This is a genomic window from Rhizobium sp. P32RR-XVIII, assembly GCF_012641395.1.
Lineage (GTDB): Bacteria > Pseudomonadota > Alphaproteobacteria > Rhizobiales > Rhizobiaceae > Rhizobium.
The window spans coordinates 552069-577004 of the sequence record NZ_JABAIH010000002.1 but is presented as its reverse complement, the minus strand read 5'-3'; the positions used below and the strand labels follow the sequence as shown (position 1 = coordinate 577004).

Annotated in this window: 33 protein-coding genes and 3 tRNA genes; 14 read left to right on the top strand and 22 right to left on the bottom strand. The window is 59.2% G+C overall.

All coding sequences use genetic code 11. The features are described from left to right. Positions 1-180 precede the first annotated feature (180 nt). From HGP14_RS07950 to HGP14_RS07940, 3 genes are all read right to left on the bottom strand, one after another. A complete protein-coding gene (locus HGP14_RS07950) occupies positions 181-552 on the bottom strand; it encodes a hypothetical protein (RefSeq protein WP_168829303.1) in 372 nt (123 codons plus the stop codon). Positions 553-727: 175 nt separating this feature from the next. Then, positions 728-801: transfer RNA gene (locus HGP14_RS07945), tRNA-Gly, on the bottom strand. 25 nt (positions 802-826) lie between these two features. Further along, positions 827-911 (bottom strand) — tRNA-Tyr (locus tag HGP14_RS07940). A 204-nt stretch (positions 912-1115) separates the two neighbouring features. Between HGP14_RS07940 and rlmB the strand changes: the two genes are divergently transcribed. From rlmB to HGP14_RS07925, 3 genes are all read left to right on the top strand, one after another. Then, complete coding sequence (gene rlmB / locus HGP14_RS07935; RefSeq protein WP_168829302.1) at positions 1116-2006, top strand: 23S rRNA (guanosine(2251)-2'-O)-methyltransferase RlmB; 891 nt, start codon at positions 1116-1118, stop codon at positions 2004-2006. Between the two features lie 73 nt (positions 2007-2079). Beyond that, positions 2080-2232, top strand: a complete 153-nt coding sequence (locus HGP14_RS07930) for a hypothetical protein (protein ID WP_168829301.1) — start codon at positions 2080-2082, stop codon at positions 2230-2232. A gap of 59 nt (positions 2233-2291) precedes the next feature. After that, complete coding sequence (locus tag HGP14_RS07925) at positions 2292-2429, top strand: hypothetical protein (protein WP_168829300.1); 138 nt, start codon at positions 2292-2294, stop codon at positions 2427-2429. Between the two features lie 64 nt (positions 2430-2493). Here HGP14_RS07925 and HGP14_RS07920 read toward each other — a convergent pair whose 3' ends face one another. After that, positions 2494-2796 carry a hypothetical protein gene (locus HGP14_RS07920; protein ID WP_168829299.1) on the bottom strand — a complete coding sequence of 101 codons (303 nt, stop codon included), beginning with the start codon at positions 2794-2796 and terminating at the stop codon, positions 2494-2496. A 182-nt stretch (positions 2797-2978) separates the two neighbouring features. Here HGP14_RS07920 and HGP14_RS07915 point away from each other — a divergent pair. Beyond that, a tRNA-Thr gene (locus HGP14_RS07915) sits at positions 2979-3054 on the top strand. 460 nt (positions 3055-3514) lie between these two features. Here the strand turns inward: HGP14_RS07915 and HGP14_RS07910 are convergent. From HGP14_RS07910 to HGP14_RS07880, 7 genes are read right to left on the bottom strand one after another with little or no spacing between them, the layout of a single operon-like run. Beyond that, positions 3515-4570 (bottom strand): phage portal protein, encoded by a 1056-nt coding sequence (locus tag HGP14_RS07910; protein WP_168829298.1) that lies wholly within the window; start codon positions 4568-4570, stop codon positions 3515-3517. Then, a complete protein-coding gene (locus HGP14_RS07905) occupies positions 4570-5076 on the bottom strand; it encodes a hypothetical protein (protein WP_168829297.1) in 507 nt (168 codons plus the stop codon). Before HGP14_RS07905 ends, HGP14_RS07910 begins: the two co-directional genes overlap by 1 nt. Further along, complete coding sequence (locus tag HGP14_RS07900) at positions 5076-5627, bottom strand: HK97 family phage prohead protease (protein ID WP_168829296.1); 552 nt, start codon at positions 5625-5627, stop codon at positions 5076-5078. The genes HGP14_RS07905 and HGP14_RS07900 overlap by 1 nt, the downstream gene beginning before the upstream one ends. Next, positions 5628-6884, bottom strand: coding sequence for a phage major capsid protein (locus HGP14_RS07895; RefSeq protein WP_168829295.1), 1257 nt, complete (start codon positions 6882-6884; stop codon positions 5628-5630). It abuts the gene before it with no gap. After that, entirely contained in the window at positions 6885-7148 is a 264-nt protein-coding gene (locus HGP14_RS36635; RefSeq protein ID WP_409527069.1) for an HNH endonuclease, read from the bottom strand. Beyond that, entirely contained in the window at positions 7148-8761 is a 1614-nt protein-coding gene (locus tag HGP14_RS07885) for a terminase large subunit domain-containing protein (RefSeq protein WP_246704379.1), read from the bottom strand. The genes HGP14_RS36635 and HGP14_RS07885 overlap by 1 nt, the downstream gene beginning before the upstream one ends. Continuing rightward, positions 8758-9111 carry a hypothetical protein gene (locus HGP14_RS07880; RefSeq protein WP_168829293.1) on the bottom strand — a complete coding sequence of 118 codons (354 nt, stop codon included), beginning with the start codon at positions 9109-9111 and terminating at the stop codon, positions 8758-8760. Before HGP14_RS07880 ends, HGP14_RS07885 begins: the two co-directional genes overlap by 4 nt. A 15-nt stretch (positions 9112-9126) precedes the next feature. Between HGP14_RS07880 and HGP14_RS07875 the strand changes: the two genes are divergently transcribed. After that, positions 9127-9294, top strand: coding sequence for a hypothetical protein (locus HGP14_RS07875; protein WP_168829292.1), 168 nt, complete (start codon positions 9127-9129; stop codon positions 9292-9294). 163 nt (positions 9295-9457) lie between these two features. Here HGP14_RS07875 and HGP14_RS07870 read toward each other — a convergent pair whose 3' ends face one another. The 5 genes from HGP14_RS07870 to HGP14_RS07850 all read right to left on the bottom strand — a co-directional run bounded on the left by HGP14_RS07870 (position 9458) and on the right by HGP14_RS07850 (position 12690). Then, the gene (locus tag HGP14_RS07870) at positions 9458-10237 is read right to left on the bottom strand and encodes a hypothetical protein (RefSeq protein WP_168829291.1); all 780 of its coding nucleotides are present in this window, start codon (positions 10235-10237) and stop codon (positions 9458-9460) included. 103 nt (positions 10238-10340) lie between these two features. After that, positions 10341-11945 carry an AAA family ATPase gene (locus HGP14_RS07865; RefSeq protein ID WP_168829290.1) on the bottom strand — a complete coding sequence of 535 codons (1605 nt, stop codon included), beginning with the start codon at positions 11943-11945 and terminating at the stop codon, positions 10341-10343. Beyond that, complete coding sequence (locus HGP14_RS07860) at positions 11923-12192, bottom strand: hypothetical protein (protein ID WP_168829289.1); 270 nt, start codon at positions 12190-12192, stop codon at positions 11923-11925. Before HGP14_RS07860 ends, HGP14_RS07865 begins: the two co-directional genes overlap by 23 nt. 19 nt (positions 12193-12211) lie before the next feature. Continuing rightward, on the bottom strand, positions 12212-12412 hold the full coding sequence (locus tag HGP14_RS07855; RefSeq protein WP_168829288.1) for a hypothetical protein: 201 nt from the start codon (positions 12410-12412) through the stop codon (positions 12212-12214). Next, entirely contained in the window at positions 12409-12690 is a 282-nt protein-coding gene (locus HGP14_RS07850; RefSeq protein WP_246704378.1) for a helix-turn-helix domain-containing protein, read from the bottom strand. Before HGP14_RS07850 ends, HGP14_RS07855 begins: the two co-directional genes overlap by 4 nt. 115 nt (positions 12691-12805) lie before the next feature. Between HGP14_RS07850 and HGP14_RS07845 the strand changes: the two genes are divergently transcribed. Further along, on the top strand, positions 12806-14056 hold the full coding sequence (locus HGP14_RS07845) for a site-specific integrase (protein WP_168829287.1): 1251 nt from the start codon (positions 12806-12808) through the stop codon (positions 14054-14056). A 431-nt stretch (positions 14057-14487) separates the two neighbouring features. On the opposite strand, the gene HGP14_RS07840 is transcribed toward HGP14_RS07845, so the two are convergent. Both HGP14_RS07840 and HGP14_RS07835 read right to left on the bottom strand, forming a co-directional pair. Beyond that, on the bottom strand, positions 14488-14631 hold the full coding sequence (locus tag HGP14_RS07840) for a hypothetical protein (protein WP_168829286.1): 144 nt from the start codon (positions 14629-14631) through the stop codon (positions 14488-14490). A 24-nt stretch (positions 14632-14655) separates the two neighbouring features. Beyond that, entirely contained in the window at positions 14656-15327 is a 672-nt protein-coding gene (locus tag HGP14_RS07835) for an HNH endonuclease (RefSeq protein WP_168829285.1), read from the bottom strand. A gap of 350 nt (positions 15328-15677) precedes the next feature. Between HGP14_RS07835 and HGP14_RS07830 the strand changes: the two genes are divergently transcribed. After that, positions 15678-16508, top strand: coding sequence for a DUF3800 domain-containing protein (locus HGP14_RS07830; protein WP_168829284.1), 831 nt, complete (start codon positions 15678-15680; stop codon positions 16506-16508). A 147-nt stretch (positions 16509-16655) separates the two neighbouring features. On the opposite strand, the gene HGP14_RS07825 is transcribed toward HGP14_RS07830, so the two are convergent. After that, complete coding sequence (locus HGP14_RS07825) at positions 16656-16820, bottom strand: hypothetical protein (RefSeq protein ID WP_168829283.1); 165 nt, start codon at positions 16818-16820, stop codon at positions 16656-16658. 112 nt (positions 16821-16932) lie between these two features. Continuing rightward, positions 16933-17685: a sulfite exporter TauE/SafE family protein gene (locus tag HGP14_RS07820; RefSeq protein ID WP_168829282.1), complete on the bottom strand. Its 753-nt coding sequence runs from the start codon at positions 17683-17685 to the stop codon at positions 16933-16935. 206 nt (positions 17686-17891) lie between these two features. Between HGP14_RS07820 and HGP14_RS07815 the strand changes: the two genes are divergently transcribed. Together HGP14_RS07815 and HGP14_RS07810 are read left to right on the top strand one after the other, a co-directional pair. After that, positions 17892-18818, top strand: a complete 927-nt coding sequence (locus HGP14_RS07815) for a LysR family transcriptional regulator (RefSeq protein ID WP_168829281.1) — start codon at positions 17892-17894, stop codon at positions 18816-18818. 317 nt (positions 18819-19135) lie between these two features. Beyond that, positions 19136-19594, top strand: coding sequence for a pyridoxamine 5'-phosphate oxidase family protein (locus HGP14_RS07810; protein WP_168829280.1), 459 nt, complete (start codon positions 19136-19138; stop codon positions 19592-19594). 28 nt (positions 19595-19622) lie between these two features. On the opposite strand, the gene HGP14_RS07805 is transcribed toward HGP14_RS07810, so the two are convergent. Next, positions 19623-20606, bottom strand: a complete 984-nt coding sequence (locus tag HGP14_RS07805; protein WP_168829279.1) for a zinc-dependent alcohol dehydrogenase family protein — start codon at positions 20604-20606, stop codon at positions 19623-19625. A 203-nt stretch (positions 20607-20809) separates the two neighbouring features. Between HGP14_RS07805 and HGP14_RS07800 the strand changes: the two genes are divergently transcribed. After that, on the top strand, positions 20810-21985 hold the full coding sequence (locus tag HGP14_RS07800) for an acetate/propionate family kinase (protein ID WP_168829278.1): 1176 nt from the start codon (positions 20810-20812) through the stop codon (positions 21983-21985). A gap of 69 nt (positions 21986-22054) precedes the next feature. Here HGP14_RS07800 and HGP14_RS07795 read toward each other — a convergent pair whose 3' ends face one another. Then, positions 22055-22294 (bottom strand): DUF982 domain-containing protein, encoded by a 240-nt coding sequence (locus tag HGP14_RS07795; RefSeq protein WP_168829277.1) that lies wholly within the window; start codon positions 22292-22294, stop codon positions 22055-22057. Positions 22295-22576: 282 nt separating this feature from the next. Between HGP14_RS07795 and HGP14_RS07790 the strand changes: the two genes are divergently transcribed. From HGP14_RS07790 to HGP14_RS07775, 4 genes are all read left to right on the top strand, one after another. Continuing rightward, positions 22577-22972 carry a DUF1236 domain-containing protein gene (locus HGP14_RS07790; RefSeq protein ID WP_168829276.1) on the top strand — a complete coding sequence of 132 codons (396 nt, stop codon included), beginning with the start codon at positions 22577-22579 and terminating at the stop codon, positions 22970-22972. Between the two features lie 127 nt (positions 22973-23099). Beyond that, positions 23100-23909: a DUF1236 domain-containing protein gene (locus HGP14_RS07785; RefSeq protein WP_168829275.1), complete on the top strand. Its 810-nt coding sequence runs from the start codon at positions 23100-23102 to the stop codon at positions 23907-23909. A 54-nt stretch (positions 23910-23963) separates the two neighbouring features. Beyond that, positions 23964-24122, top strand: a complete 159-nt coding sequence (locus tag HGP14_RS07780; protein ID WP_168829274.1) for a hypothetical protein — start codon at positions 23964-23966, stop codon at positions 24120-24122. 486 nt (positions 24123-24608) lie between these two features. Then, entirely contained in the window at positions 24609-24845 is a 237-nt protein-coding gene (locus HGP14_RS07775; protein WP_246704377.1) for a hypothetical protein, read from the top strand. Positions 24846-24936 lie beyond the last annotated feature (91 nt).

The window sequence follows — 24936 nt, the reverse complement described above, 5'->3', positions numbered from 1 at the left end:
TGACGGCGGGCCTACAGCTTGCACGCGCCGTTATCGAACGGCAGCTTCGACCGCGTTAGAAGGGGTCGCATGTTGCACCAGCGCCCCGTGCCAATAAGGCGGGCGTTTTCCATTGTTGTTTTCGAGATCTGTCACGCGATATGGGCGATCCGAAGATCGCCCATATGGTCGCCGGTCCTGCTATTTGGCCAGGTGCCAAACTCCCCCTACGCCATCGCCATTCGTTTCACCGGCTTTCTTGTCGTCGGCATATGTGTAGAGCGGCTTACCCTCGTAGGCCCACATTTCCTTGCCGTCGGCGGCCTTCACAAGAGACCATTCCCCTTCTGCCTTGGCCTTGGCTCCGGCGTGGAATGCCGGCCATTTCTTCAGGCAATCCTTGTCGCAGTTCGATTTGCCTTTGGTATCCTTGTCGAAGGTGTAAAGGACCATACCCTTTTCGTCGGCCAAGGCCTTGCCCATTTTCGTGTCGACCATCTTCGCGGGATCGGCTGCGAGAGCCGATCCTGTTAGGGCCGATAACACACCTATCGCGATGAACATCGTTCTCATGGGATTTCTCCAGTTCGGGGTGCCGACGGAATGCCGGTCGTGCCCGATCTAACTGAGAGAAACGCCCTGTTAGGAAAGCAGTTCCTTGGAGGCAAGCGGAAAGGTAGCGGCGGCTCGCGCCGAAACCGCGAGTGACGCAACACCAGCGCTCTTAGGATGTCTCTACTGAAAAGCTTGGAGCGGGTAGCGGGAATCGAACCCGCGTATTCAGCTTGGAAGGCTGCTGCTCTACCATTGAGCTATACCCGCGGGGTGGTCCGATCCAAGTGACGAATGGTGGAGAGAGTTGGATTTGAACCAACGTAGGCTGAGCCAACGGATTTACAGTCCGTCCCCTTTAACCACTCGGGCATCTCTCCAGTTTTTCGTCTGGATCGTAAGACCAAGCTCGAAGATCCAGAAGCGTTGCCGCCCCTCGATCTGCGCCGCGTATATGACCGGAGCATTTCCCCATGTCAACATGAAGACAATAGAAAAAACACGAAAAATTTCATCTCCTCTTGAAAGCGGCAGCCGAAGAAAGAAACCCTATGCGCGGTGAAACGCCGCCGCTATAAAGCCGCATGAGCAAAGACCATAAATCCGGCGGCAAGCCCGCAACCGAAACGTCCGCCAAGGACACGCATTACGCCAACCTGAGGCGCGCGCATCGCGATGCCAAGCGCGAGCGCGGCGAAATCCCGACACCGCATCCGCAGAAGCGCAAACGCGGTGGCGACGACTGGAAGCCGCCGGCGCTCGCAGCCGATCAGGTCCATCTCTATGGCCTGCATACCGTACGCGCCGCGCTGGAGAATCCCGAGCGGAAAAACGTCAAGCTTAGCGTCACCCCGAATGCGCTCGCCCGCCTCGAAATCGATGCCGGGCAGCTTGGCATTCCGGTCGAGATCGTGTCGCCGCAGGACATCGACAAGGTCCTCGGTCCCGAGGCGATCCATCAGGGCGTCATGCTCGAGACCCGTCCCCTGCCCGTCCGCCGGCTCGAGGCGCTGAAGAACAGTCCGTTGCTTCTGGTGCTGGATCAGGTCACCGACCCGCACAATGTTGGCGCCATCATGCGTTCGGCCGTCGCCTTCAATGCGGGTGCCGTTATCACCACGCAGCGACATAGCCCGACCGAATCGGGCGTGCTCGCGAAATCCGCCTCCGGCGCCCTCGAACTCATTCCTTATATACAGATCACCAATCTCGCCGATGCGCTCGGTGAATTGCACAGGCTCGGCTTCTTCTCGATCGGCCTCGATTCCGAAGGACCGGCGCCCATCGAAGGCACCTTTTCAGGAGAGAAGATCGCGCTGGTCCTCGGTTCCGAAGGCAAAGGGCTGCGCCAGAAGACGCGCGAGACCGTCAACGCCTTGGCGCGGCTTGACATGCCGGGCGCCATCAAGTCGCTCAACGTCTCGAATGCCGCGGCAATTGCGATGTATGCCGCGCAACTTCACCTAAAGAAGTAACGTCCCGTCTTAAAATGAACCAATGACGAGTTTAATCGGTCAGATACGGCAAGAGAGAAGGACGATACCCGGCATGGCAATCCGGCCCCTTGTATTTGGCATTCTGTTCATAGCAATCTTCGTCGCCATCATTCTCAGCATGGCGTGGGTCGACCGCTCGCGGCCGACGCATCAGCCGGATTCGCTTGCGCCGGCTGCTCCGGGGACGACGGCGCCGGTGCAATAGCCCCGGGAACCGCAAAGCACCGCTGCGCGTTGCCTGGTATATCAACGAGGATGAGACGCATGCGAATCATGATTGCCGTTGTTGCCATAATGGTGGCCTCCGTTCTCAGCATCGCCATCCTGCAGCCTTCAGGCGCCGGTCAGCCGGGAGCCGGTGACAAGATCGAGTCGAGCATCAACACGCCGGCGGCCCGATAGCGGCATCACGCATCCATCGAAAAAGCCCCGGAGAAAACTCCGGGGCTTTTTGCTCTCACAAAGATTACATCCAATATGGCGGCAGGTACTGATAACGCCAGTAATGGCGTTCTCTCCACCGGCGCTCGGCGCGCCAGGGCCGCCAATGGCGGCGTTCATAACCCCAGCCGTGGCGCCAATGACGGCGTTCATCCCACCGCGAATGGCGCCAGTCACGGCGATGCTCACGATGGCGCACCTGTACCACATCGCTCTTCTCGACGGAGGCAACAGGGGCATATACGGGAGCGGCAACTACGGGCTCGACGGCAGCGACGGCCGAACCGAACGAGAGCAGCGCGGCAAGGGCAAAATGGGCAATTCTCATGACTCACCTCCTAGATGACGGTGAGCAAAGCGTGCCTCCTAGGCCCTGAACTCCGCCTGAAGCGGCCCTTCAGCTTCCATTCATGACATGAAGAGGGATCGGCGCTATGATCGATCACGAAATCGCGCCCAAGCCGGATTTCCCCTTTACTCCCGGGCAGAATCTGGTAGTTGGCACGCATTGCCCTTGTAGCTCAGTTGGTAGAGCACCTGATTTGTAATCAGGGGGTCGCGGGTTCGAACCCTGCCGGGGGCACCAAATTTTCACAGTGATATCAATCACTTATCGATAAACCCGCCCTTAGTTGGCGGGTTTTTCATGCGCCAAACAGTAACGAGAATTACCATGTTTTCCGGGCTTTCCCAGCGTCAGCGGGAATTCCGTGGCGCACGCGTGGCGCATGATGGATCATGCGGCCGCTTGCCGCCTCAGCCACGCCGCTTCGTTCCGGCGAGCACGCGGGCCGGATGGCGTAGCAGCTACCACTTGCCGGATCACGCGACTGCCAAAGTGGAAGTCGATGACAAGATGCTTGTTCTCACGGATCAGTTCCCAACTGTCCGCTCCAGCTTCTTGTGCAATGGATTTGATTTCGCGAGCCACGGCTGGCTTCATAACGGGCCTCCCTTTATTGTTATTTTTATTGGGGCACGCTCGTATTGCACGAAACCATCTGATCGTCAAGGTTGCAGGCCGCACGAGGCGGCCCGCCATAAGCTTATTTCCAATCCAGCTTGGCCAGCGCAGCATCAACTACGCCCGGCGCCAAGCCGGCCTCTTTCGCCGCCGCATGAGCCTGGATGATGGCCGTCAGTGCGCGGGCCGAACCGCCAGCATCGAAAGCCTGAGTTGGTGTCATCATGTCGATGCTGACCGGGCCGCCAAGCTTCTCGCTGGCCTCTTCGCTCAAGAGCGCCGCGATAGGTTGCAACGTCCATTGTGCCAGATGCCGTTGGGCCTCGCGTACAAGCGGGCCGGTCGTCGAGGCGTTAAACAGGCCAGGGAGCACGCCGAACGCGCCGCTGATCGCATCACGGGCCGCGGCAAGGCTTTCCACCGACATGGAACGTTCAATGTCAGGAGTAACGTCCGCTGGCTTCCAATCCACGGCGGGAGCCGGGCCGCCAGCCGCCGAGACGTTGACAGACTCGCGCAACAGCACGCGACCACGCTGCCCACGGAAGCTCCGCCCCAGCGTTGTCATGTCGGTCTCGGGGCCTTCCGGGTATGGAACGATTTGCGAGCCGAGCGGTGCGTTCTCGTAGACTTCGGCCAGTGCGCTTTCGAGTGCCTGAAGCAGCCCAGCCGTCAGTGATGCACGCCGCAGCGGTGCAGAACCGAGCCATGGTGCAACAGGATCCGCACCAATGCGCAGATGCAGAACCTCGCCGGCCAGTGCGGTTTGCGTAGTGCCGCCGCCTGCTTCGGAGATTGAGACACGGTATGCACGCGGCACACCGTCACGTGTGGACAGATCCCAATCGCTGCACGGCACGAGCTTGTCGCGTATCAAGAATACCGCCTCGCCTCTCAGCGCCAGCGAGCGGGCCAGGAGTGCCAGCGTGCGCCTATCGAGGAGGGTTGTGCCGCTGACATCAGCAAGCGCAAATGCACCTTCCCATAGGCTGATGCATGACTGTGCCGTGGCGGTCAGTTCGGCAATGCCGCGCCGGCCGCTGATGTAGCTTTCTCGAGCCGCCATCAATTCGGCCGTGAAGCCTGACATGGCAGAGCGCTTTTCAACGGGCCTTCGGAAGAAATCAAGGATACTCATTAGACCCTCCTGAAATTGCGCAGTAAGTCGCCAGCGCCGCTATTTGCCATTGCCTGCGCCGCCCAAGAAGCCGAGCGGGACTTGTCGACGGTGACGCTGCCCGCTGTCACGCGCTCGCGTGTCAGCCCTGCCGACTTGATACTGGCCGCCATGTATGCGGATAGCCGCTGCGCTGCCTCAGACACAGCCGCAGGAACTTCGCCGCCGCCAACTGTGCCGGTGAAACGGTACGTGCCGCCAGTCAAACAATAGCCACCCATCGGCGAAGGGGAGAGGATATCGGAGGCCCAAACATCCCCGCGCCAGACTTCCACTGTCGAGATGGTTGCCGGCGCCAAGGGCGGATGCCATTCCCCGCAGCCTTCGACGATCCACTCAATCGATCGAGTAGTATAGCGGTGGGCCGTGTAGGCTTCGATGCGCTGCCACACGGAATCAGACACAGCCGGATCCAGCACGGGATAGGATTCCGGCGCGCCTTCCGTTTGTTTGATTGTTACAGCCATCAAGCCCTCCATCTGCTCAGTACGCGCCGCAGTCCAGCGTCCGGTGCCTCTTCATTGGCGAGAGTCCAGGACCGGGCCGCGATCTGTGCCTGGTCGTATGCGGGCCGTGTGACCAAACTCACCTCGAACAAGTCAGCCGTCGTGACGGTGCGCAATAGGCCATCCGCCGAGCGGGTAACCATGTCACCGCCAGGAGACACGCGAAAGCCAGGGCTAATGCCCTTGGTGAGCCCAGCCGCAAGAGCAGCCAGTGCGTCATGCGCCCAGCTAGTTGTCGCCGCAACGCGTGCCTCGATGTGAAGCGCGTTGTCGTCGTCGCGAAGCGTGAGCGAGCCGGCCTCCGTAGAGGCCAGCGGTTTTTCAGGATCATGACCGGCGAGGAGAAAGATATTCTCGCCTGCCTCGATGCGGGCGCGGAAAGCGCGACCGGCAAAGCGTTCCCGCCTGCCGTTGCCGAGCGTTGTTTCCGAGCCATAAGGGAAAGCGCCCGACAACCTGGTCGAGCCGCCTTCCGTGCGGATTTCAAAAGTTGTCGGAGCGCCGTAGAGCATTTAGACCTGCACGCCCGTGAGGATCTGAAGCTGCTGCGAACGCAGTGCGCTCACGTCAGCCGTGACCAGACCAGTCAGGCGCAGGCCACCAGAAGCAGCGTCCGAATAAACGTCACGGATCAAATCGACGGCGCCCCAAGTGGCGAGAACCGCAGGAGCCACGCCACCAATCGAAGTCGTCAGCAGTGCCTTGGTTGCGAGCGGCGAGCCGGTCGGAGCGGCAAGCGCGTTCGTGGTCATAACCGGCGAACCAACGTTCTTGGTGAGGCGGTCCCACTCGGTAACGGCCGTCGACGTGATGTACGTGCCATCCATCTTGTCGAAGACTTCCGGACGGATCAGCAGGTTTACGGCGCCAGGACCAGTGATGGCGTTATCGGTCATAAAGCGAACAATCGCGCTCCTGAACGCAGCCCACGATGCAGCAGCCGCAACTGCCGTCGAGGTGATGCCATACGATCCGACGAGAAGGCCAGCAGGCTCACCGGAAGCACCAGCGCCTTGGAAAACCGCCTTGTCGAGTGCAACAGCCATCGCACCGTTCATATCACGGCGGACGGCCTGTTCCAGAGCGTCACCGGACTGCTTGAGCGCCTTCCGCGTGATCTTCATCTGCACGCCCAGCGTCGAGTTCGGAGCCACGCTGCGCTGCGCCGTCGAGTAGACAGTCGGGCCAGCCACGTTGCCGGTTTCGGTAGCCTGCCAACCAGCCGTTACCGATGAAGCGGTGAGCGGCCATTCTTCCGAGCCAGATGCAATGTTGATCATCTGGACACCCATTTGCGCGGCCACGCTGGCCGGGAACAGGCGATCGATAATCGGGGCAGTCATCTTTGGCGAAGGCGTACCGGAAGCAACGGTCTCGCCGGCGCGCTGTTCGAGCGCGAACGCCTCAAGCGGAACCGGGCAACCACGATAGCCACCCTTGGCACGGAGTTCCTGCACGACTTCGGCAGTCTCACCGGCCAGCGCCTTGCCCTCATCGAGGAACAGCGCGACCTGGCGCATTTCGAAGCGGTCAATCAGGTCGGCATATTCGCGATCCGAACGGGTTTCCAGTTCGCCCTTGGCGTCCCGGCGTTCGGTGTCTTCAGCGATCAGCGAGGCGCGGTAACGGGTTTCGTTCGAACGGTATTCCGCGTCCATTGTCTCCATGGATCGGATCTCGTCGGCCGTGGCGTCGGACTTGCCGACAAGAGCGGCGAGCGCCTGACGGATTTCGCTCTGGCGACGCTGGATTTTAACAGATTCAAGCATTTAGATTCCTTTGTTTAGGAGGGATTGCCAAGCTTCACGCTCTGGCGATGGAAGCTGGCCACGTTCGGCCAGCGTGTATTGCAGGTGGCAGTCAGTGCAGAGCGTCTTCAGGTTGCCCAGCGAGTAAGCTAGTTCCGGTGCCTGCCGAACCGGTATTACGTGATGAACTTCTAGCCGGCCGCGGGCGCCGCATTCCTGGCATTTGAAGTCGTCTCTACGGACAGCGGCCGTTCGAACCGGCCACCATCGGGCATCGTGATGCATCACACCCACGATGCGGCCCGCAGCTTCTTGGTAGGCCGAGCCATGCGCCGAGAGCCTTCCGCAACTGCCAGGATCGCAGCGGCAGCCGGGTCGATACGGCCCAGCGATCGGGCCTTTGCCAGCTTCGCGTTGCCGGCCGGGTCAATCAGCGTGATGGCATCTGCCATGGCCGATCGCAGCAGCAGTGATGGACGGGTTTTCACCAGACCGTCAAACAGTGCGCGCCGGAAACGTTCGATGTCTTCCGAGCCGTCTTTCCAGCCGAAACCGCGCCATATGAACGGGATCCGAGAGAGCCCGGCGCCCTGCATGGCTTCCACGAATTCAGCGTGCCGGAAACGGTCGCCAACGATGGAGCTAATGGTCGAGCCATCAACCAGCCTGACGACGCTCGCGAGCCATGCGCCGGGTGGAACGGTGTTCTCGCCCAGAACGGAAAGCTCGCCGCGTTCCTGCATTTCCACATACCGGCCAGACACGCCGTCTGCCGCGCCACGGTCGGCAAGGCTGGGTTTTGTCGGGAACGTGCCGACAGCTTCCAGCCGGCCCGTTTGAGGCCAGTAGAACGCTGCCGCTGACATGGAACGGGAGCCGCCCAGATCGATGCCGAGAATGCACTCGCCTTCACGTGGCGGGAGATCGTCGGGAGACACTTCGGCACTCAACCATTCATCCACCGTGACAAGCACGCTGCGATCTTCGGTCGAAACGCGCTCGTTCCTGTTGAGATTGCGGAAGGACGACAGAGCCGAGCCGCCGCGAGCAATGGCGCGCCGTGCTTGAGCTTGTAGCCACTCCAGCGATGCTCCGATGCCTTCAGCCGCGCCGGGATTGGCGATCAGCAGGCTTTCCGCATCGTCGGCAGGCAGGCCGAATGGCGGCCGGTGCTCTTGAACGTAGGTGCCGGGTGGTGGTTCATCGAGCCACCGGCTGAACGTGTTGCTGTCATCGGGTGCCGAAGTCGAGATGATCAAACACCGGCCGCCTCGCTTTCCAAGGCCCGACAAAATGGCGTTTTCGAGGTTGTCGCCCTTGTCGCGCTCCCATGCGGCCCGCTCGTCGAGGATCGCAAGGTTAGGAGCGCCGCCAAGGATCGACTTGCCGTCGGCCGCGATGCATCGAGCAAGCCCGCCGCCGTTGCCGCCATATTCGACTTCCAAGCGTGAGCCGCGCCGGATTGTGAACAGTTCTTGCTCGTCGGCGGGAAGGCTCTCGATAAAGCCGCACAAGAACCCAAAGGCTATCTTGGCCTGGTCCCTGTTACGAGCCGCGAAGATGATTTCCCGCTTTGGCTGCGCGTCGAGCTTTCCGACAAGCGCCGCTAGAGCCAAGCCGCTCGATAGTGCCGTTTTCGCGTTGCCGCGTCCAATGCTCAAAACGCCGACCATGTTCGCCGGGTCGAGCGCGCCACGGACAAAGGACTTCTGGAATTCAGCCAGTTTCAGCGGCTTGCCGGCGTTCGGGCCTTCCGGAATCTTGAGGGTTTCGAGGAAGGCAATGGCGATTTCAGCAGCCGTTTTTTCCTTGGATTTTTTTCGGGAGAGAGAAAGCAACACTCCCCCACCGGTCCCGCTGCGAGGGGGTTTCTTGGGCATTGGAACCGGATTGCTCATGGCGTCGCCTCTGAGCACTGGCACACCCACAGCACGCCAGCGGGATCGACTTCGATCTCGACTATCAGCCACGCGCCGCCATCAATCTCAATCTTGTCCAATCGCTCGGGCGCCATATCGAGCGTGCCAGCAAGCAACTCAATCCGCGCAGCCGTGCGTGGGATACCGGCCTCGCCAGCATACTGAGCGTCATAGCTTCCACGCACACCTTCGCACGCATGGGGCGAACCCCATCCGCCTGGGACTTGGTTGCCGTAGCCATCGTCAATAGTTGTTGCGCGATAGAGCGCTGCAGGCCGCAGCGTGCCGGTAAGCGAGCGCGTGATATCGTCCTTGAGCTCGTCAAGCATGGCGGATCCTTATCAATGGATGAAAAACGAAAGCCGAGCCACCGTTGCAGGACGCTCCGGCGGCTCGGCTCGATCAACGCCACGCGTCACGCGGGCGGATGGTATTGCCGCCATGTACATCCGATGTACGGCAATGGGTCGCCGCAGGGCCTGCGCTATGTCCAGACGCAGGCTTTCAACTGAGGAGGCAGTTGTGCGGCTATCGCTGGGTCGAGCAGCGAATAGGTGCCAGGTGCCGGTAGCGACAGCAGCCTGGCTGGGTGGCGAAAATCTCTGAAATGAACTCCACCCAATAGAAAAGCCGCCCGGTGAGGCGGCTTGTTTAAGTCTTATGCTTATAGCGAAACTACGCTACGCGATTTGTAACATTGGCACGAAAATTGCTTTCGGCAATTTGCTCCTTTGCCCATTCCATCGCTTTCCGCAGCAATTCGGCGCCTTTCTTGTCCGCGTACCTGCCCTGAGCGCCAAACGCTCGGCCAACGGTCGCAAGATCTCCTCGCGCTAGCATAGTCTCAATGACTAGGTTGATATCGTCAGGCGGTTCGTCAAATTCATGCTCATCCACCTTCAACGGGCTGCCTTTTGATTTGCCGGGCCGTGGTGTTCCCAAGCCGCTTTCCGCGCCCATGAAGTCACATCCGGCCGCAATGGCATCAGCACACGAGCCGTACACTTCGAAGTTGTCGGAAAGCTCATCCACGTCGTTCTGCGGCCGCATATCGTACCACGCGCCCCAGTTGCCCGTTCGCGCCGGTTGCGGCTCACCGTCGCCCAGTCGAGGCAAAACGGCAGGCAACGCAAGATGTGCTCCAAGGTTTTTCTTCGCTTTGGACTTCCCGCGTGCCGTGCCGTTCCTGCGCACTTCTAACCCGCCCTCAACTGGCTCATGATTATCATTAGCCACTATTGTGTCGTCCGGCAGTCGCTGGCGGGCAACCAGCCACAGACATGCCGCGCCGAACGGGTCGTGTTTCATCGACCAGTTCATGGCAGGCCGGGTGTGACGCGACACCCGCTTCCTGCCGCGTGGAGGTGTGTTGTCATTCGCTGCAATCAATTCGCTGGCCAGCCGTTCGGCTGTAGTGCGGGCTGCTGCGGTTCTTAAGTTTTGCGGAATGGTCATTGGTCCCTCCTAGTTCAAAATTCAAATTCACCCTCGGCAGGTGCAGGTGCATTGGTGCAACCCTTAAAAGGGGGTTGCACCTGCACCTTTGCACCTTGCCGTTTTATGGGTCGCTAGGTGCAGGTGCATCGTCTTCAGGTGCATGCACCTCGCTTGCACCTTGTTCTTGCACCTCGACTGGCTTGTAGGTCTTTGGCATACCGGACGACACAACGCGGCCCGCGTCTTCAAGCACCCTCACGGCCCGCTGCCATCTCGACTTGACCGTTTCTTCCTTGGCGTCGGGATCAGTCTCACGGAACTTGGCCAGCCATAATCCGCCACCAACGGCATGGCCGCCCGCGGAGAGCTCTGTCAGGATAGCCATTGCTTCCGCCTCGGCTTGCGCCTGCTTCGTCTTGGCCTTCTCGGCTATCGCGGCTGCATCCGCCATCCTCACTAGAACAGGCGCGGACACCGTCTCGCCGTCGTCATCAACGCCGATCGTTACCGACTTTAGGCCATATGTCAGGATGTCGCCTTCCTCGCCGTCGTTTGTGCCGTCGCAGACAAGCTTGAAGAGTTCGCCGTTGCGGGTGATACGGAAGCTGGCGTCAACCGCGCCATCAAGATCGATCGAACCCTTAGCGCGGCCGGTCTCCCACCCCTCATGATGGATGATGCTGATGTGAGCGGTCGGGAATGCGTCCATCAGCAGGTCGATGTTGTGGACGAATTTCGACATGTCTTCCGTGGCGTTCTGGTTCTTTCCGCCGAAGGTGCGCGCCAGAGTGTCGATGGTAACCAGATGGCACGGCAGGCCGTATTCCTTTTCCAGTGCCCTGATGATCCCCACCATAGCTGCCGCATCGCGACGGGCCGAATCCGTCAAGTCCGGCTTGCCGCCAATCACCACCATTGGAACGTCATAATTATCGCGGTAGTGCTCGCGATAAGCCATCACGCGGCGATCCTGCAGATTCTTGCGCTCAGCCGCGAAATAGACGACGAGTCCCTTCGCCACCTTTCGACCGTGCCAGTCGCGGCCAGTGGCGATGTGATAGCCGATGTCGGTTTCCGTCGCGGACTTGCCGCCGCCTGGCTTTGCGACCGTATACGATGCCTCGCCAGCGTACCGCACGCCCTTGATAACCGACGGCTTGGGCTTGGCTTTGCCGAGATCGCGAAAGCGGGTGATCACGAACTTGCCGGCCTTCTGGTCGCCTGGCGTGTTGTCGTTCGCTGCAACAGGGGCGGGCTTGGCAAGCACTTCTGTCCGCAGCCTTTCCAGACTTTCGGCCAACTTTGACGGTGGGGGAGTTTTTGGCCTGTGGCCCAGATCGCGGCCGATGATGCTATCAGCCACAACGCGGTCAGCTTCCGGGCCATGGCATTGGAACATACCGGGGATGCCCGTATCATGATGGAATATGACGATGAAGGTCGAGTCGGGGTCGCAGCCGTCGATGTCGCTGACGATCACACAAGCGCGGTTCGCCTCGATAGGCTCGTCTGGCCATTGGTCGGCCGGTAGGCTCGATACATTCGCCGGATCTGTGTTTTCCCAATCAGGCGAGCCATCGGCTTTGGCGGGTGCCAGCACTACGTCGACGGCGCAATGGCCGTGTTCGGCAAGGCGATCGTGGATTTCGAACACCATGCGTTCGCGGCTATCGGGTGCGGCCCGTAGCTCGTCTAGGTTGGTCTCAAGCTGCTTTGTTGTTTGCATCGGCGATCTTGTGCCCCTCTAGCATTGCGACGGCCAGCGCCGTGATCTGGTGTAGGAGTGTTGCCGACATGGTTACCGGCCGCCCGCCGCCATTAATCTGCGGGAAGTAGGTTCGCAGGCCGTATGCTGTGTCGACGAGCCGAAGCCCGCAAAGTCTGACGTCGGGGTTTATCTGGATTGAAAAACGAGCGAGCACTCTCGCCTGGCCAGCAAAGCCGCTAGCCAGTTGGAATTCCACAATTTCCATCTTGTCTCCTATTGGTGACTTAGTCTTCAGTGTCTTCCGCCTCACGGGCGGCAAGGGCAGCCATCTCCTTGCGCTTGGCCGGACTCTCGATGCGGATCATGCCCTGAAAGACCAGAAGGCCAGCGGCGTTATCCGGAGTGAAGCCAACAGCGCAGAGCTGGCTGATTGCGTCTTCGATGATCTCGCGCGTCTTCGCCTGCTTGTATTGGCCGATGTTCATGCTGCCATCCTCGCCTCAGCCTCAGACATCCAGCGGGCAAGCGAAGACCGGCGCGCAGCAACCGTGCCGCCCAACTTCATGCTGGGAACTATCTTGTCGGTGGTTAGGCGGTAGGCCTGACGCTGCGTTATGCCAAGAAACCGGGCAATCGCCTTGGCACCCACGAGCAAATCGCCCTCAATGATATTGTCGTTTGCTGAATGCAATTTTTTCTCCTTGATGGGGTTGACACCTTTTTTGTAAACATGGTAATTCTGAGAGTGGATAGGTGCGCCCATGTCGCCCCTACCCAGAATTCCCATTACGCTGTAAACTGACCAAAAAGTCAAGGCCCCACCCTTGCTTCCCTCCTTGTGCCGTGCTTTCATGCGCCGTCGAATCAGGGGGTCATGAATGGCAACGATTACCAAGAGAAGATGGAAGACCGGCAAGGGTGAAGAACGCGAAGCGTGGGTGCTCGCTTACACCGATGCGGCCGGCAAGCGTCACAAGGAGCAGCACGAGCGGAAACGCGATGCGGAAGCTCGCCGCACCGAAGTAACCCACCAAGTTGTTAGCGGGACGTATCGAGCGGAGGCCTCCAGCACGACCGTAGACGATGCCGTGACCGACTATATTAAGTTACTCACCGATCGACGCGATCGCGGCGAGCACGTAACAGAGCATTACCTTCGAACCGTCGAGGGTCAGCTTCGAAACTACGTGGCGCCGACCGAAGAGCACCGAGCCAAGCAACCGGAAAAGACGCGCATCATCTTTGACGGTGGCATCGGCCCGGTAAAGCTCTCTCAGTGCACTGCCAAGGTCGTTAGCGACTTCCGCGATCGCCTCCGCGAATCCAAAGTGGGCGTCGTGACCACTCGCCGGATCCTTGGCAGTCTCTCCCGCGCACTACAGAATGCGGTGAGCAATGACCTCATGGCGATCAATCCGGCAGCAAATATCCGCGTCACCGGCAAGCGCGGCGAAGGTGCTAAGAAAGTGGTCGCGCCATCTAAGGCTGATCTGGCCGCCGCCCTCGCCCAAGCCAAAGGTAGTCTCGCTATCCGCATGCGTCTATCAGCGTCGGCAGGCGTGCGCGCATCCGAGCTCTATGCGCTCCGTTGGAGACACGTCGCCTTTAACGCCGGCGAGCTAACCGTCGATGGCCGCGTCGACGCCTATAAAAATGAAGATACCACGAAGTCAGAAGCGGGCGTCCGGCACGTACCCCTCTCCTCGGCGATGCTAGCCGAACTTCGAAAGTGGAAAGACGCGGCCAAAAGCTCAGAAGCTGATGAATTAGTGTTTCCGAATTCCAAGGGGGGTTTCCTCGATCACAAGAACATTCTGAAACGCGAGTTCCGCCCGCTCCTGGCCGCTGCCGCGAGCAAGGCCAAAGAGAGCGGCAAGAAGTTCAAGCCGTTCGGCTGGCACAGCCTCCGGCACTTCGCGATCAGCACATGGATCGAGGCCGGATTACAGCCAAAGACGATTCAGACTTTCGCCGGACATTCCACCCTGGCACTGACAATGACGCGCTACGGACATCTGTTTGCAAGCGACAGCCATCGCAATGTCATGGATCAAATTTCGTCGTCTATATTCCCTGCCGAGCCGGTGGATGGCGCACAAATGGCGCATGACACCGTAGAAGTACTGTGAAATAAGGCTTTCCATCCTGATTTGTAATCAGGGGGTCGCGGGTTCGAACCCTGCCGGTGGCACCATAAATCTCAATAAAATCAGCAGTTTGCAGCAATAGCTAATAAGCTAAGGCTGAACATACAAATTTTGGCCCATTTTTGGGCCCACTCGAATCGATAGCCCTACCGCGCGACGCAGGGGCCGACGGTATTTCTGGTCCAGATTTGGTGGATTCCAGCCCCGAGCTTAAAGCCCAAAGCGCTCAAGGCGAGGTGGCGGGGAATGGCCAACATAATTGCCGTTCCAAACGAGAACAGCAAAGCGACCGCCGCCGATATCGGGCTAAAGCCGACAATCAGCATGCTCCACAATAAGACGATGCCGCGCTGCAGCGGCCCGCTGACAGGACTTTTCGCCTTATTGGGTTCCCCTACCATCCTTCACGCGCCTCAAGCCTTCGCCGGTATCCCCACCTTGCGCACGCCTGCGGCCCCTCTATGCCGTCCCGCGCTGGCAATGTCATTGACGGCCATGCCGAGGCCGTGAAGATGGGCGCGCTGAAGCCGCCACATGCGCGTGGAATGGGGTCCCACCTCCTTCTCTTGCCAATTGCCGGGTTATGAGGACATCAGAATTTCACCCAACTCGTCCATGGACAGCATGGTTTCGCCACGGTGAATAACCGCATGGCAGTTTGGGCAGACCGGTCGAAGATCTTTAATGGGATCGACCTCATACTCGGCACCGATTTCGGATATCGGACGAACGTGATGGACGTGAACGAGGCCCGAACCGCGATCGCCATACTTCTTGCCAAGGTCGTCACCGCAGCCGACGCATTTCGCGCCATAGTGAGCGATACAGGCCTCACGGGCTTTCACACTTCGCTCATAGCGGTTGACCTTTATTTTCACGACGGCGCCCTCGAAGAACGTTTCGTCAGGATGCGGCTCATCGGGATAGAAATAATCTACCGCGCCTTCAGATGTGCTCCAATAACGGACAATCGGGCTACCGTGCTTAGCAGGCGCCGGCTCGTAGTCCCGCTGGAACAACAGGCCTCGATTGCTAAGCTTCTTGAGCCCTTGTGAGACGCTGGAGATAACTGTGAAATGTCGACCGGCTCCTTTGCCGCCTTCCCCGTATTGGTCGAGAACTCGTTGCCATTCATCGGGCTCCGTCATTTGCAACTTATCTGCCATATCCAGAGTGGAAAACTTAAATGGGCCAAACGCGTTCGCGGTCGACAGCAAGAGATCTTGGGAGAACCCGACACTATTGGATTTCATTGATCGTTCCTTGTCGTGAGAATGCCTTTTACCGCGATAGTTGTCCGGTCGCGTTAAGCAAGTCCTGATTTCATCATAATGCTGGATTGACGGAATCGTATGGTTCGGCAACTTTACTCTTACAATGAGCAATTCTCATTAGATGCGTCTCTCAAGCAACGGTAGAATTTTTTCAGGCACACAGCCGCATATTTGCAAGGGGAACAAATGCTGGCTTTTATGGGCGCATGGCCCTCGTGGGTAGTATACGGGCTTGTAGGGGCGATCTGCGGAGCTATCGGCGCAGCGATGGGGAGTTTGGTTGGAGCCAAGTGGAAAGCGGCGCGCACTCTGTTTGTCGGGTAGTACAATTGCCTCAGAGATTTGTTGCGTATGTCGATGAAGCCGGAGATGAAGGTTTCGGCAAGCTGGCAGGCAAGGGACCAACTGCCCAATCTGCTTGGTTCGCGATCGGCGCACTCGTTGTTTCCTCCGAAGTTGATGGTCAGTTGCCTCAATGGCGCAACGACATCATGGACCAATTCCCAAAGAAGAGGTCCCGCGACCTTCATTTCCGTGACCTGAAGCATGAGCAACGCGTCCAAGCCTGCCTGATGCTGGCCGACAAGCCTGTCGGTGGATGCGTCATAGCATCAAATAAGATCACATTGCTGTCCCATCCGAAAAAGGAAATATTCAAGCAAAAACAGCATTTGTATAATTATATGACCCGCTTCTTGCTCGAACGGCTGACGGCAGCTTGCCGGTCGAAAGCGAAGATGGAAAGCGACGACGCGGCTCATCTGACCGTCGTCTTTTCTCGACGCAGAGGCACGGACTACCACGTTATGCGCGAGTATTTGGAGTTCATGCGAGATGGCCGGGAACTGATGAAGCCGGTCAGATCGATTGACTGGTCCGTTTTGGAGCCGTCCGACGTTGCCGTAGAAAACCACAGCAATCGAGCCGGGCTCCAAATAGCTGATGTATTTACGAGCGCGGTTTGGAATGCCCTAGAGCCGAACACGTATGGCTTTTGTGAACCGAGGTACGGGCAGGTTCTAACCCCTCGCCTTTTGAAGCAGATGGGACAACGGTTGAACTGTGGTCTCACGCTCATCCCGCCTTTTGGCAAAACGCCGCTGAACGACGAGCAGGAAACGTTCGTTGAATACGTCAGACGCTATCAAGAAAAGAAGTGAGGGTGTGGGCCCCCAGCTCCTGATGCACATCGCGAAGATGCTGCCACCTCGAAGGTAACTCGGAGTAATTCTGGCGCTTGCCCACACAATCAAAATAGGAATTAAATCCATTTATGCAAATAAAGTTTTATTAACGGCAGGCAAGCCTCAGACGCGCCGTAAGAAACTGTCGCCAGCATGATCCTTTGAACCAACTAGTCGGCGGTTGTCGTTGGCGATGGGCGTGCCATCGATCTTGCGAACCCACTCGGCGTTGTGACGCTTTGTGGCCCCTGCGTCATAGCCGCGCTGAACGTCTTCGAGCCTGATCATTGGCCGCTCTCCTTGAGGAAGTCGCACTTGGCGCTGGTGTCATAGCGCTCGGTGAGGGTGGCGGGGTCCGATGGAACGGAGGGGCTTACGTTCTGGTGCATCGTCATCTGTCTCAGAAGAAGAGTGGGCGAACCACGAGTTCGACACCAAGAATGGCCAGGAAGATCAGGAACCAGCGCCGAAAAGTTGTGGCGCTTATGCGCTCACGGATCGCTGTTCCGACCCACATGCCCAGCAACGACGGGATGATGGCAAGTGTGGACAAAGTAATATTATCAAGATGAAAAGCTCCGCCACGAGCCAGGCCCGCCGCAAGCGCGATTGTCGAGACCGTGAACGACAGCCCGAGCGCCTGGATAAGATCATCTTTGGAAAGGCCGAGGGCCTGGAGGTAGGGAACGGCTGGGATCGTAAAAACGCCAGTTCCTCCGGTGATTACCCCGGTCGTCAACCCTATAACAGGCGATAGTAAACGCTCAAGGCGAGCGGGAACCGACAACGGCTTCGCCCAGAGGCTATGCACTGCATAGAGAAATAAGGCGGAGCCCAATCCAACACTTGTCCATTCGGTATTGGCGCGCGTCAGAAGCCATGAGCCGGCGAGTGTACCAATCACGATGCCGAGCATCATCAACCAAAGCCTTTTCATTACGACAAGGAAATTCGGCCCGGTAAACAGTTGCCAAAAATTGGTGACAAAGGATGGGATAACCAGCAGCGAAGCCGCGCTGACTGGCGACATGATCGCACCGAGAATACCCACAGCGACGGTTGGCAACCCCATCCCCGACACGCCCTTGACGATCCCGGCGAGGAGGAACGTCAACGCGATAATCAGGACGTGCGGCGAAAAGTAATCGTTCATTTTGGCTTACCCGGCCCGAAAAGTGTTGCATTCGAAGATTTCGCGTGAACCGATGGCACCCGCGCGTTCATGGTGTGACGGGCCGGCGAGCGGACCAGCTGTCATCAAGGCGCCAATCCCTTGTGTTGCCATCGAAAATCAGGGAATATGGCGTCGCACGTAGCAAAGTAAGCGAGCGAACCAACCGTCACAATTGGTAATTTCCGATGGGAAAGTTCGGCAAAAGCGAAGGAACGGCATTGCGCTTCGATTTGACGGATATGCGGTTGTTCCTGACCGTGGTGGAGCAAGGCAGCCTCACCAAGGGCGCCGAGATCATGAATCTAGCTCTCGCATCCGTGAGCGAGCGCATTTCCGGAATGGAATTTTCGCTTGGCGCGCAACTACTGGAACGAAACAGACGGGGGGTCACTACGACTGCGGCCGGTGATGCGCTGATCCGCCATGCCCGTTTGATCCTGGACCAGGTGGAGCAGATGCGTGGAGAACTGCGCACCTACGGCGCTGGCCTGAAAGGGCGCATCAGGCTCTTGTCCAACACGGCTGGGTTGGCTTTGTTTCTGCCGCATCAACTCGGCCGGTTCTTGATAGCCTATCCCGATCTTTCTATCGACCTCCATGAACGTCCAAGCACTGAGATTGCACTGGCCATCGCGGAAGGTCGTGCTGATTTGGGAGTTGTGGCTGACACCGCCGACCTGGCAGCTTTGCAAACTCGTTTTATCGCGCAAGACCAACTCGTCGTTGTGGCGAGCGAAACGCATCGCATCAGCGATCAACGATCGATAGCCTTTGCGGAAATCGTGGGTGAGCCGTTCGTCGGCTTGTCCGATGCGGCGCTGGAAGCTCATTTGGGAGAGCGCGCAGCCCGCCTGGGTCGTCAGATTTACTATCGCATTCAACTCAGGCGGATCGAGAACATCGCGATGATGGTTGAATCAGGTGTAGGGGTCGCCATTTTACCGGAGGCTTCCGCTAAAGACTTGGCGCACCTCGGCTTGGCCATTGTGCCGCTGCGAGACCCCTGGGCGCTTAGGCAGCTTTATCTTTGCGCGCGTGATTTCTCTGCGCTCCCGCCGCACGCCGGCTTGCTCGCGCAACAGCTTATGGAGCCGAAGGTCGCTATCCCTTAATTATCAGCGATTTGTGCTTTTCCCGCTGAACCTTTCGGCGTCCGATCTCCTCTTGCATCGGCGAGGCCGGTAACGCGCTGCCGGCTGTTGGCTTGATCGAACCCGTCGGTCTGGCACCGCGCAATTCCGCGTTTGACCACAAACAGTCGCTGGCACATTTCCTACAGAATAGCGCATATTTGCCTCCGTGAGAGTTGGCCGACGCCCCGCCCTCACGAGCTTCTTCGGAGCGGCGGACCTGCATTGCCCAAGGTCAATGAGGCGTTTCGGCAGCGTCGTAGGCTTGATTCACCGCCGCGTGGAAAAGGAACAGAGCAATGACAATGAGCCTTAGAGATATGACCCAGGCTGAGTGCTTCTCGGTTCTCGAAGAATCCCGTTTTGGCCATTTGGCCTGCAGCAAGGACGGGCAGCCTTATGTCGTGCCAATCTATTTCGCCTACCAGAATGGCATAGCCTATGCCTTCTCCATGCCAGGACGAAAGATCGACTCGATGCGGGAAAACGACAAGGTCTGCCTCCAAGCCCAGCGCTGGCAAGCCGGCAAGAGCTGGGCAAGCGTTGTCGTTGAGGGCCGATACCAGGAGTTTCCGGACACTGAAGTCTGGCGCAGCGAACGGCTCCACGCATGGTCGTTGCTTCAAAAGCACTCGGACTGGTGGGAAATCGGCGCCCTTAAGCCGCATGAGCTCCCGGTCGCGGCGAAATCGCCGCACGTCTTCTATGGGATTTTGCTGCGGGAGGTCACCGGGAGAACCGCCGCGGCCGTTGAATAGGACGGTATGCGTAGTCGAGACTTTGAGCTTACGGCACGATGACGGCCGCTCCGTTGAGCCTGCCTGCGCGAAGGTCCTCGAGCGCCTCGTTCGCCCGCTCGAGCGGATAGGTGCTCGTGACCGTCCGGACGTTCGCCGCCTTCGCGATCCCGAAGAATTCCTGCGCATCGCTCCTGGTGAGATTGGCGACCGAGACAAGACGTCGCTCGCCCCACAGGAGACGATACGGCATGGCGGGTATGTCGCTCATATGGATGCCTCCGCAAACGACGGTACCGCCCTTGCGGACCGCGGCGAGCGCCTGCGGGACGAGTTCGCCCGCGGGGGCGAAAAGGATGGCTGCGTCGAGCGGAAGAGGATGCGTTTCGGTGGACGATCCGGCCCAGACGGCGCCCTGTTCCATGGCGAAGCGTCTTCCCGCTTCGTCGTCCGGCCGAGTGAAGGCATAGACCTCCTGCCCCCGCCAGCGACAGACCTGCACGAGGATATGGGCTGCCGCCCCAAAGCCGTAGAGACCGATGGCCTTTCCGTCTCCAGCCATCTTGAGACTGCGCCAGCCGATCAGTCCGGCGCAAAGCAGCGGGGCTGTGGCGACGGGATCTGATCCATCCGGCAGCACGAATGCATAGGGCGCGTCGGCAACCACATGCGTCGCAAAACCGCCGTCCAGCGTGTAGCCGGTAAATCCGGGGTCATCGCACAAATTTTCCCGTCCGCTGCGGCAATACGGACAGGATCCGCAAGTGTGCCCCAACCACGGAACGCCGACCCGTCGTCCACGCAGGTCTTCGGGCGCGCCCTCACCCACCGCCTCGACGGTTCCGACGATCTCGTGGCCCAGAACCAAGGGAAGCTTTGGATTCGGGAGGTCGCCGTCGAATACGTGCAGGTCTGTCCGGCAGACGCCGCAGGCCTCGACCCTGATGACGAGTTGCCCGGCTGCGGGACGGGGATCCGGCAGTTCCACCAGGCGCAGGGGCGTTCGAATTCTATCAAGCACCATCGACTTCACGTCAGCCTCCATCTGCAGGCGGCCGCCCGCCGGAGCGTCCGCAGCCCGCTCATCGCCGTCGGCTCTAACGAACTCATTTTATCACGATACCGCCGCACGGCCCGAGGAGTTCGCCAGCCGAACTGGCACACAAGGAGTTTGAAAGTTGCGTGCCCGACCTATCTGAACTCGAGAACAAGGCAGCCGCCTGATGTGAGGTTCAAATGATCGAGAAAGTTGGTCTTACCTTCAATGCAGGATCATCCAGTCTCAAGATTGGCATCTTCGACATCGGCAGCGGAAATGCCAAGCAGGTCGGCCGGGGCACCGTGCTTTTGGGCGAACAATCACGGTTGCGGTACTCAATCGGGGACGAGAGGAAAGAAGTCGAGCTGCCCGGCGTCGATCGCCTTGACGAACGCCTGGTGTCGGAGATTTTCGATCGTCTCCTTCGGGCCGGCTCTGCCATCGGGTTTGTCGGTCATCGCGTCGTCCATGGCGGATCGACCTTCCGCGGCCCTGCAGTTGTGGACGACGCCTCCCTCTCGCAAATCGAAGACCTGGTTCCATTGGCGCCCCTGCATCAACCGAAGGCGTTGGAAGTCATTCATGCCGTCCGAGCGCTGCATCCATCAGTTATTCAAACCGCATCCTTCGATACGGCGTTCCATTCGTCGCAGGGCAGCCTGTCGGCGCGCTTGGCGATACCGCGAGCAATGCATGATGCAGGAATACGGCGTTACGGGTTTCACGGTCTTTCCTACAAGTTCGTCTCTGGGCAGCTCAAGAAAATCGCGCCTGATATCAGCGGCGGCAGACTGATCTGCGCACATCTCGGCAGCGGGGCCAGTCTTTGCGGTATGATCGACGGCGTCAGCATGGATACGAGCATGGGGTTTTCCGCTCTCGATGGAGTTCCGATGGCGACGAGGCCGGGATCGATCGACGCCGGCGCATTGGTCCACCTGCTCCGGACGCAACTCCACGACGCCGATCGCTTGGAGGACTTTCTGTATCACCAGTGCGGTCTTCTCGGTGTCTCGGGCATTAGCGGCGACACGAGGGTGCTCGCAGAAGACTCTCATCCAGAGGCCAAAGAGGCGCTTGCTCTTTTCTGCTTCCGGATCGCCGGCGAGATCGGCCGCCTCGCCGTTTCGATAGGCGGCATCGATGCGCTGGTCTTCACGGCCGGCATTGGAGAGAACCAGCCGGAAATCCGCAAGGGCGTCGAGCGTCATCTCGGCTGGATGGGGCTTTCGCTAAGCGAGGCCGCCAACAAGTCGAATGCGACGGTCATCGGCGCGCGCGGCAGCAAGATATCGGCGTTCGTCATTCCAACGGATGAGGAGCAGGTGATCGCCGACGAGGCACTCGCCGTCATCCGGCAACACAGGCTTTGAGGAGCGCAACCACTACTAGCGATACTACGCTTGCCGATTCAGAACTAAGGCCTGCATCCCTCTTTCAGCTCAAATGAAAATGCGCCTCGACCGCTGCGGCGATGAATGCCCGGCGAACCTCGCTGGGTCGCGGCCACGCTGCAAGGCGGCGGCGCACACCTGCTCGGCCCGATGGTATTGGCTGCCATGATAGGCAGGCCAGAACCGGCTCAGCATGAGCTTGGCCTGTCTCGCGGACGTGACCGTCCGCACCATGCCGGTCTCCGGATCCTCAAGGGTGATCGGAGCTTCCCAATTTACCCGCTTCATGGCGCTGTACCTCCCGCAGCGTGAACGGTTTATCCTAGCGTCGGTTCCCGACCGCCGTTTCATTTCCTGCGGCCTTGGTAAACAGAACGTTTGCCTGCCTACCGGCCATCATTGGTGCCGGTCAATTGCCGGCCTCTCCCTGCATGCCACCACGCCCTCCGTCCCACTCAGACCAGGGTCTTAGGCGCCGCCAGCCAATGGTCTGATGCCCGGAACTCCTGCGATGAACGGTCGTTTGTCGCCTATGCGGTTGCGAGAACAGCCGCGGAAATGGAGAAGAAAATGTTCAAGAAAATCCTCGTCGCTGGCGCTGCGATGGCGCTCATGTCGGGCGCCGCCTTTGCGGGCTCCTCGACGGTCAACGGCGCGGTTGGCGGTGCGGCCACCGGCGCGATCGTCGGCGGTCCGGTGGGCGCCGCAGTCGGTGGCGCAGCGGGTGCGGTCGTCGGCACACTGCTCGATCCGCCGCCGCAGAAGGTCGTGACCTATGTCCGCGAAGCGCCCCCGCCGTCGGACACCGTCGTCATCAAGGAGAAGGTCGTTGTCGGCCAGCCGCTTCCGCAGACGGTTGTGGTAACCCCCGTCCCCGACGACCCGACATATGCTTACGCAGTCGTGAACGACCAGCGAGTCATTGTGGAGCCCTCCTCACGGAAGGTCATCCAGATCGTCAACTGACGACGATGGATGGATGGATGCGGCAAGCCGCGTCCGTCCGTCCCAGCACGGCCCTCATCAAAATCAACACTCAAGGACGCCATGCCGCGCCCGCCGGCAGACCGCGTCCTAGCCAGGAGCCTAAGCAATGAAACGCAAGATTCTACCTGTTCTGATCGCCTCGCTTGCCTTCGGCGCCTCGCCGCTCGGCCTGCTTTCCGCATCCGCCCAGGATGCCCCCATACTGCCCAAGAAAGGCGCGACGCAAGGCGAGCAGCCGCAATCCGGCACGTCGCAACAGCCATCGGGCGGAGAGTCGCAAGGCAGCGGTTCCGATCAGCAAGCGCCGTCCGGCGGCACGGAAGGTGGTGCAACGCAGCCCGATAGTGGAAAAACGGATAAGTCCGGCTCGTCCTCGCAGAAGGGAACTGATCAGCCTTCCACTCAACAGCAAGGCACGACCAACACTCAGCAGGACACGACGAAACCCGATGACGGATCGTCTTCACAGAGCAAGTCCTCGTCCGGCAGCGAGAGTGGCAAGAGCTCGACTGAAAGTGGCAAGAGCTCGACGAAGAGCTCCGGTGACGCTTCCTCTACTGAAGGAAATACGAACACTGAAGGAAACGCCAAGTCTGGCGCATCGGGATCGACCGATACCCAAACTACGGGAAGCACCTCGACTGAGACCAACACCTCCAATGTCAACATCTCTGTCGAACAGAAGACCGAGATCCGCCAAGTCGTGAAGGAGGTCAACGTCGAGCCGGTTCGCGATGTCGATTTCACGGTGTCAGTTGGTACGGTGATCCCGAAGAAGGTTCACCTTGAGCCAGTGCCGACACGAATCGTCAAGCTCGTCCCGCAATATGAGGGCTATCGCTTCTTCATTCTGGCCGACGGCCGGATCGTGATCGTCGAGCCCTCGAGCTTCAAGATCGTCTACATCATTGTCTGAGTTGTGCGGCACCCCGGCGGCAATGTCGCCGGGGCCTTCAGGGAGAAACCACCCATGATATACGGCGACGAAAAGAAGAGCGGCACGGCCTTCCCGCTCGCCATTATTGCAACAGCGATCGCGGGTATCATCGTCGGGCTGGTGGTGCTCGGCGATCCGGCACACAGAGAGACGACCCATGTGTATGTGCAGCAAGCTGCGCTGGCACCGTAAGTGGTACAGTGCGCCTGGGCGGGCGCATAGCTCAATCTAGTGACTTGACACTCATGGTAGCTATGCGTTGTTTGCCCATGCAACCGAGAGAGGATGGGAGCATGCCCCCGTTCGTACTGACATTCGATCTCGTCAAGAAGGAGAGTTCACCCGCTTATCGGCCCTCATTCGTGATCTCATGAGCCGTGGCGCCCACAAATACCAGTTGTCATGTTGGCTGGTAAACCTGGCCAGTACAGCGGCGGAAGTTCACGACCATTACCGTCGATTTCTCGACGAGACGGACAAGCTGATGGTATCCGAGTTGACGAGCAACCATAAGCAGAACCGAAGCCTCAGAGGCACGGACGACTGGATCGAAGAAAATCCTCCATTCCGGTAACCAGCATTCAACTTTCGCCCGTCTTGCCTTTGGCGAGCCGCTGCGCGAACCTCTCATGCCGGGCGTTTTTCAGGGATGGCATGGTTTAACCTTGGGAGGATTGAATGAACTGGACCAATGACACCTGCCCCATATCCATTGAACCAGCCCAAGAGGACATATCGGGGATAGAAGACGTTGTCGAATTCGTCTGTCCCACCTGCGGCCGATTTCGGATCACGGGAACCGCCTTGGCGATGATCCTCCACAGAGACTCAGACGCCAGAGAGTTCGCCCTTGCCCAGGCGAAGATGAGAGCTGAGGCAGGCGAAATCCCGACGATCGATAGTTCTATGCTTTAGTCGGGCCTGCCACTTCATGCCGTAAATGAAGGGTAGCTAACCCGGTCCGGGTTCTTCACCCGGTCGCCGGTGCCCGGCCTTCCATTTCAGA

What these genes read in the sequence shown, in the direction of transcription:
- HGP14_RS07780 (WP_168829274.1), top strand. Translation starts at nt 23,964, where the DNA reads ATGATATACGGCGACGAAAAGAAGAGCGGCACGGCCTTCCCGCTCGCC.
- HGP14_RS07775 (WP_246704377.1), top strand. Translation starts at nt 24,609, where the DNA reads ATGAACTGGACCAATGACACCTGCCCCATATCCATTGAACCAGCCCAA.
- rlmB (WP_168829302.1), top strand. Translation starts at nt 1,116, where the DNA reads ATGAGCAAAGACCATAAATCCGGCGGCAAGCCCGCAACCGAAACGTCC.
- HGP14_RS07855 (WP_168829288.1), bottom strand. Translation starts at nt 12,412, where the DNA reads ATGAACATCGGCCAATACAAGCAGGCGAAGACGCGCGAGATCATCGAA.
- HGP14_RS07785 (WP_168829275.1), top strand. Translation starts at nt 23,100, where the DNA reads ATGAAACGCAAGATTCTACCTGTTCTGATCGCCTCGCTTGCCTTCGGC.
- HGP14_RS07815 (WP_168829281.1), top strand. Translation starts at nt 17,892, where the DNA reads ATGGGAAAGTTCGGCAAAAGCGAAGGAACGGCATTGCGCTTCGATTTG.
- HGP14_RS07910 (WP_168829298.1), bottom strand. Translation starts at nt 4,570, where the DNA reads ATGAGTATCCTTGATTTCTTCCGAAGGCCCGTTGAAAAGCGCTCTGCC.
- HGP14_RS07870 (WP_168829291.1), bottom strand. Translation starts at nt 10,237, where the DNA reads ATGACCATTCCGCAAAACTTAAGAACCGCAGCAGCCCGCACTACAGCC.
- HGP14_RS07850 (WP_246704378.1), bottom strand. Translation starts at nt 12,690, where the DNA reads ATGGGCGCACCTATCCACTCTCAGAATTACCATGTTTACAAAAAAGGT.
- HGP14_RS07795 (WP_168829277.1), bottom strand. Translation starts at nt 22,294, where the DNA reads ATGAAGCGGGTAAATTGGGAAGCTCCGATCACCCTTGAGGATCCGGAG.
- HGP14_RS07885 (WP_246704379.1), bottom strand. Translation starts at nt 8,761, where the DNA reads ATGAGCAATCCGGTTCCAATGCCCAAGAAACCCCCTCGCAGCGGGACC.
- HGP14_RS07845 (WP_168829287.1), top strand. Translation starts at nt 12,806, where the DNA reads ATGGCAACGATTACCAAGAGAAGATGGAAGACCGGCAAGGGTGAAGAA.
- HGP14_RS07800 (WP_168829278.1), top strand. Translation starts at nt 20,810, where the DNA reads ATGATCGAGAAAGTTGGTCTTACCTTCAATGCAGGATCATCCAGTCTC.
- HGP14_RS07950 (WP_168829303.1), bottom strand. Translation starts at nt 552, where the DNA reads ATGAGAACGATGTTCATCGCGATAGGTGTGTTATCGGCCCTAACAGGA.
- HGP14_RS07820 (WP_168829282.1), bottom strand. Translation starts at nt 17,685, where the DNA reads ATGAACGATTACTTTTCGCCGCACGTCCTGATTATCGCGTTGACGTTC.
- HGP14_RS07905 (WP_168829297.1), bottom strand. Translation starts at nt 5,076, where the DNA reads ATGGCTGTAACAATCAAACAAACGGAAGGCGCGCCGGAATCCTATCCC.
- HGP14_RS07860 (WP_168829289.1), bottom strand. Translation starts at nt 12,192, where the DNA reads ATGGAAATTGTGGAATTCCAACTGGCTAGCGGCTTTGCTGGCCAGGCG.
- HGP14_RS07810 (WP_168829280.1), top strand. Translation starts at nt 19,136, where the DNA reads ATGACAATGAGCCTTAGAGATATGACCCAGGCTGAGTGCTTCTCGGTT.
- HGP14_RS07920 (WP_168829299.1), bottom strand. Translation starts at nt 2,796, where the DNA reads ATGAGAATTGCCCATTTTGCCCTTGCCGCGCTGCTCTCGTTCGGTTCG.
- HGP14_RS07900 (WP_168829296.1), bottom strand. Translation starts at nt 5,627, where the DNA reads ATGCTCTACGGCGCTCCGACAACTTTTGAAATCCGCACGGAAGGCGGC.
- HGP14_RS07895 (WP_168829295.1), bottom strand. Translation starts at nt 6,884, where the DNA reads ATGCTTGAATCTGTTAAAATCCAGCGTCGCCAGAGCGAAATCCGTCAG.
- HGP14_RS07790 (WP_168829276.1), top strand. Translation starts at nt 22,577, where the DNA reads ATGTTCAAGAAAATCCTCGTCGCTGGCGCTGCGATGGCGCTCATGTCG.
- HGP14_RS07875 (WP_168829292.1), top strand. Translation starts at nt 9,127, where the DNA reads ATGGATGAAAAACGAAAGCCGAGCCACCGTTGCAGGACGCTCCGGCGG.
- HGP14_RS07930 (WP_168829301.1), top strand. Translation starts at nt 2,080, where the DNA reads ATGGCAATCCGGCCCCTTGTATTTGGCATTCTGTTCATAGCAATCTTC.
- HGP14_RS07880 (WP_168829293.1), bottom strand. Translation starts at nt 9,111, where the DNA reads ATGCTTGACGAGCTCAAGGACGATATCACGCGCTCGCTTACCGGCACG.
- HGP14_RS07865 (WP_168829290.1), bottom strand. Translation starts at nt 11,945, where the DNA reads ATGCAAACAACAAAGCAGCTTGAGACCAACCTAGACGAGCTACGGGCC.
- HGP14_RS07825 (WP_168829283.1), bottom strand. Translation starts at nt 16,820, where the DNA reads ATGATCAGGCTCGAAGACGTTCAGCGCGGCTATGACGCAGGGGCCACA.
- HGP14_RS07925 (WP_168829300.1), top strand. Translation starts at nt 2,292, where the DNA reads ATGCGAATCATGATTGCCGTTGTTGCCATAATGGTGGCCTCCGTTCTC.
- HGP14_RS36635 (WP_409527069.1), bottom strand. Translation starts at nt 7,148, where the DNA reads ATGCATCACGATGCCCGATGGTGGCCGGTTCGAACGGCCGCTGTCCGT.
- HGP14_RS07835 (WP_168829285.1), bottom strand. Translation starts at nt 15,327, where the DNA reads ATGAAATCCAATAGTGTCGGGTTCTCCCAAGATCTCTTGCTGTCGACC.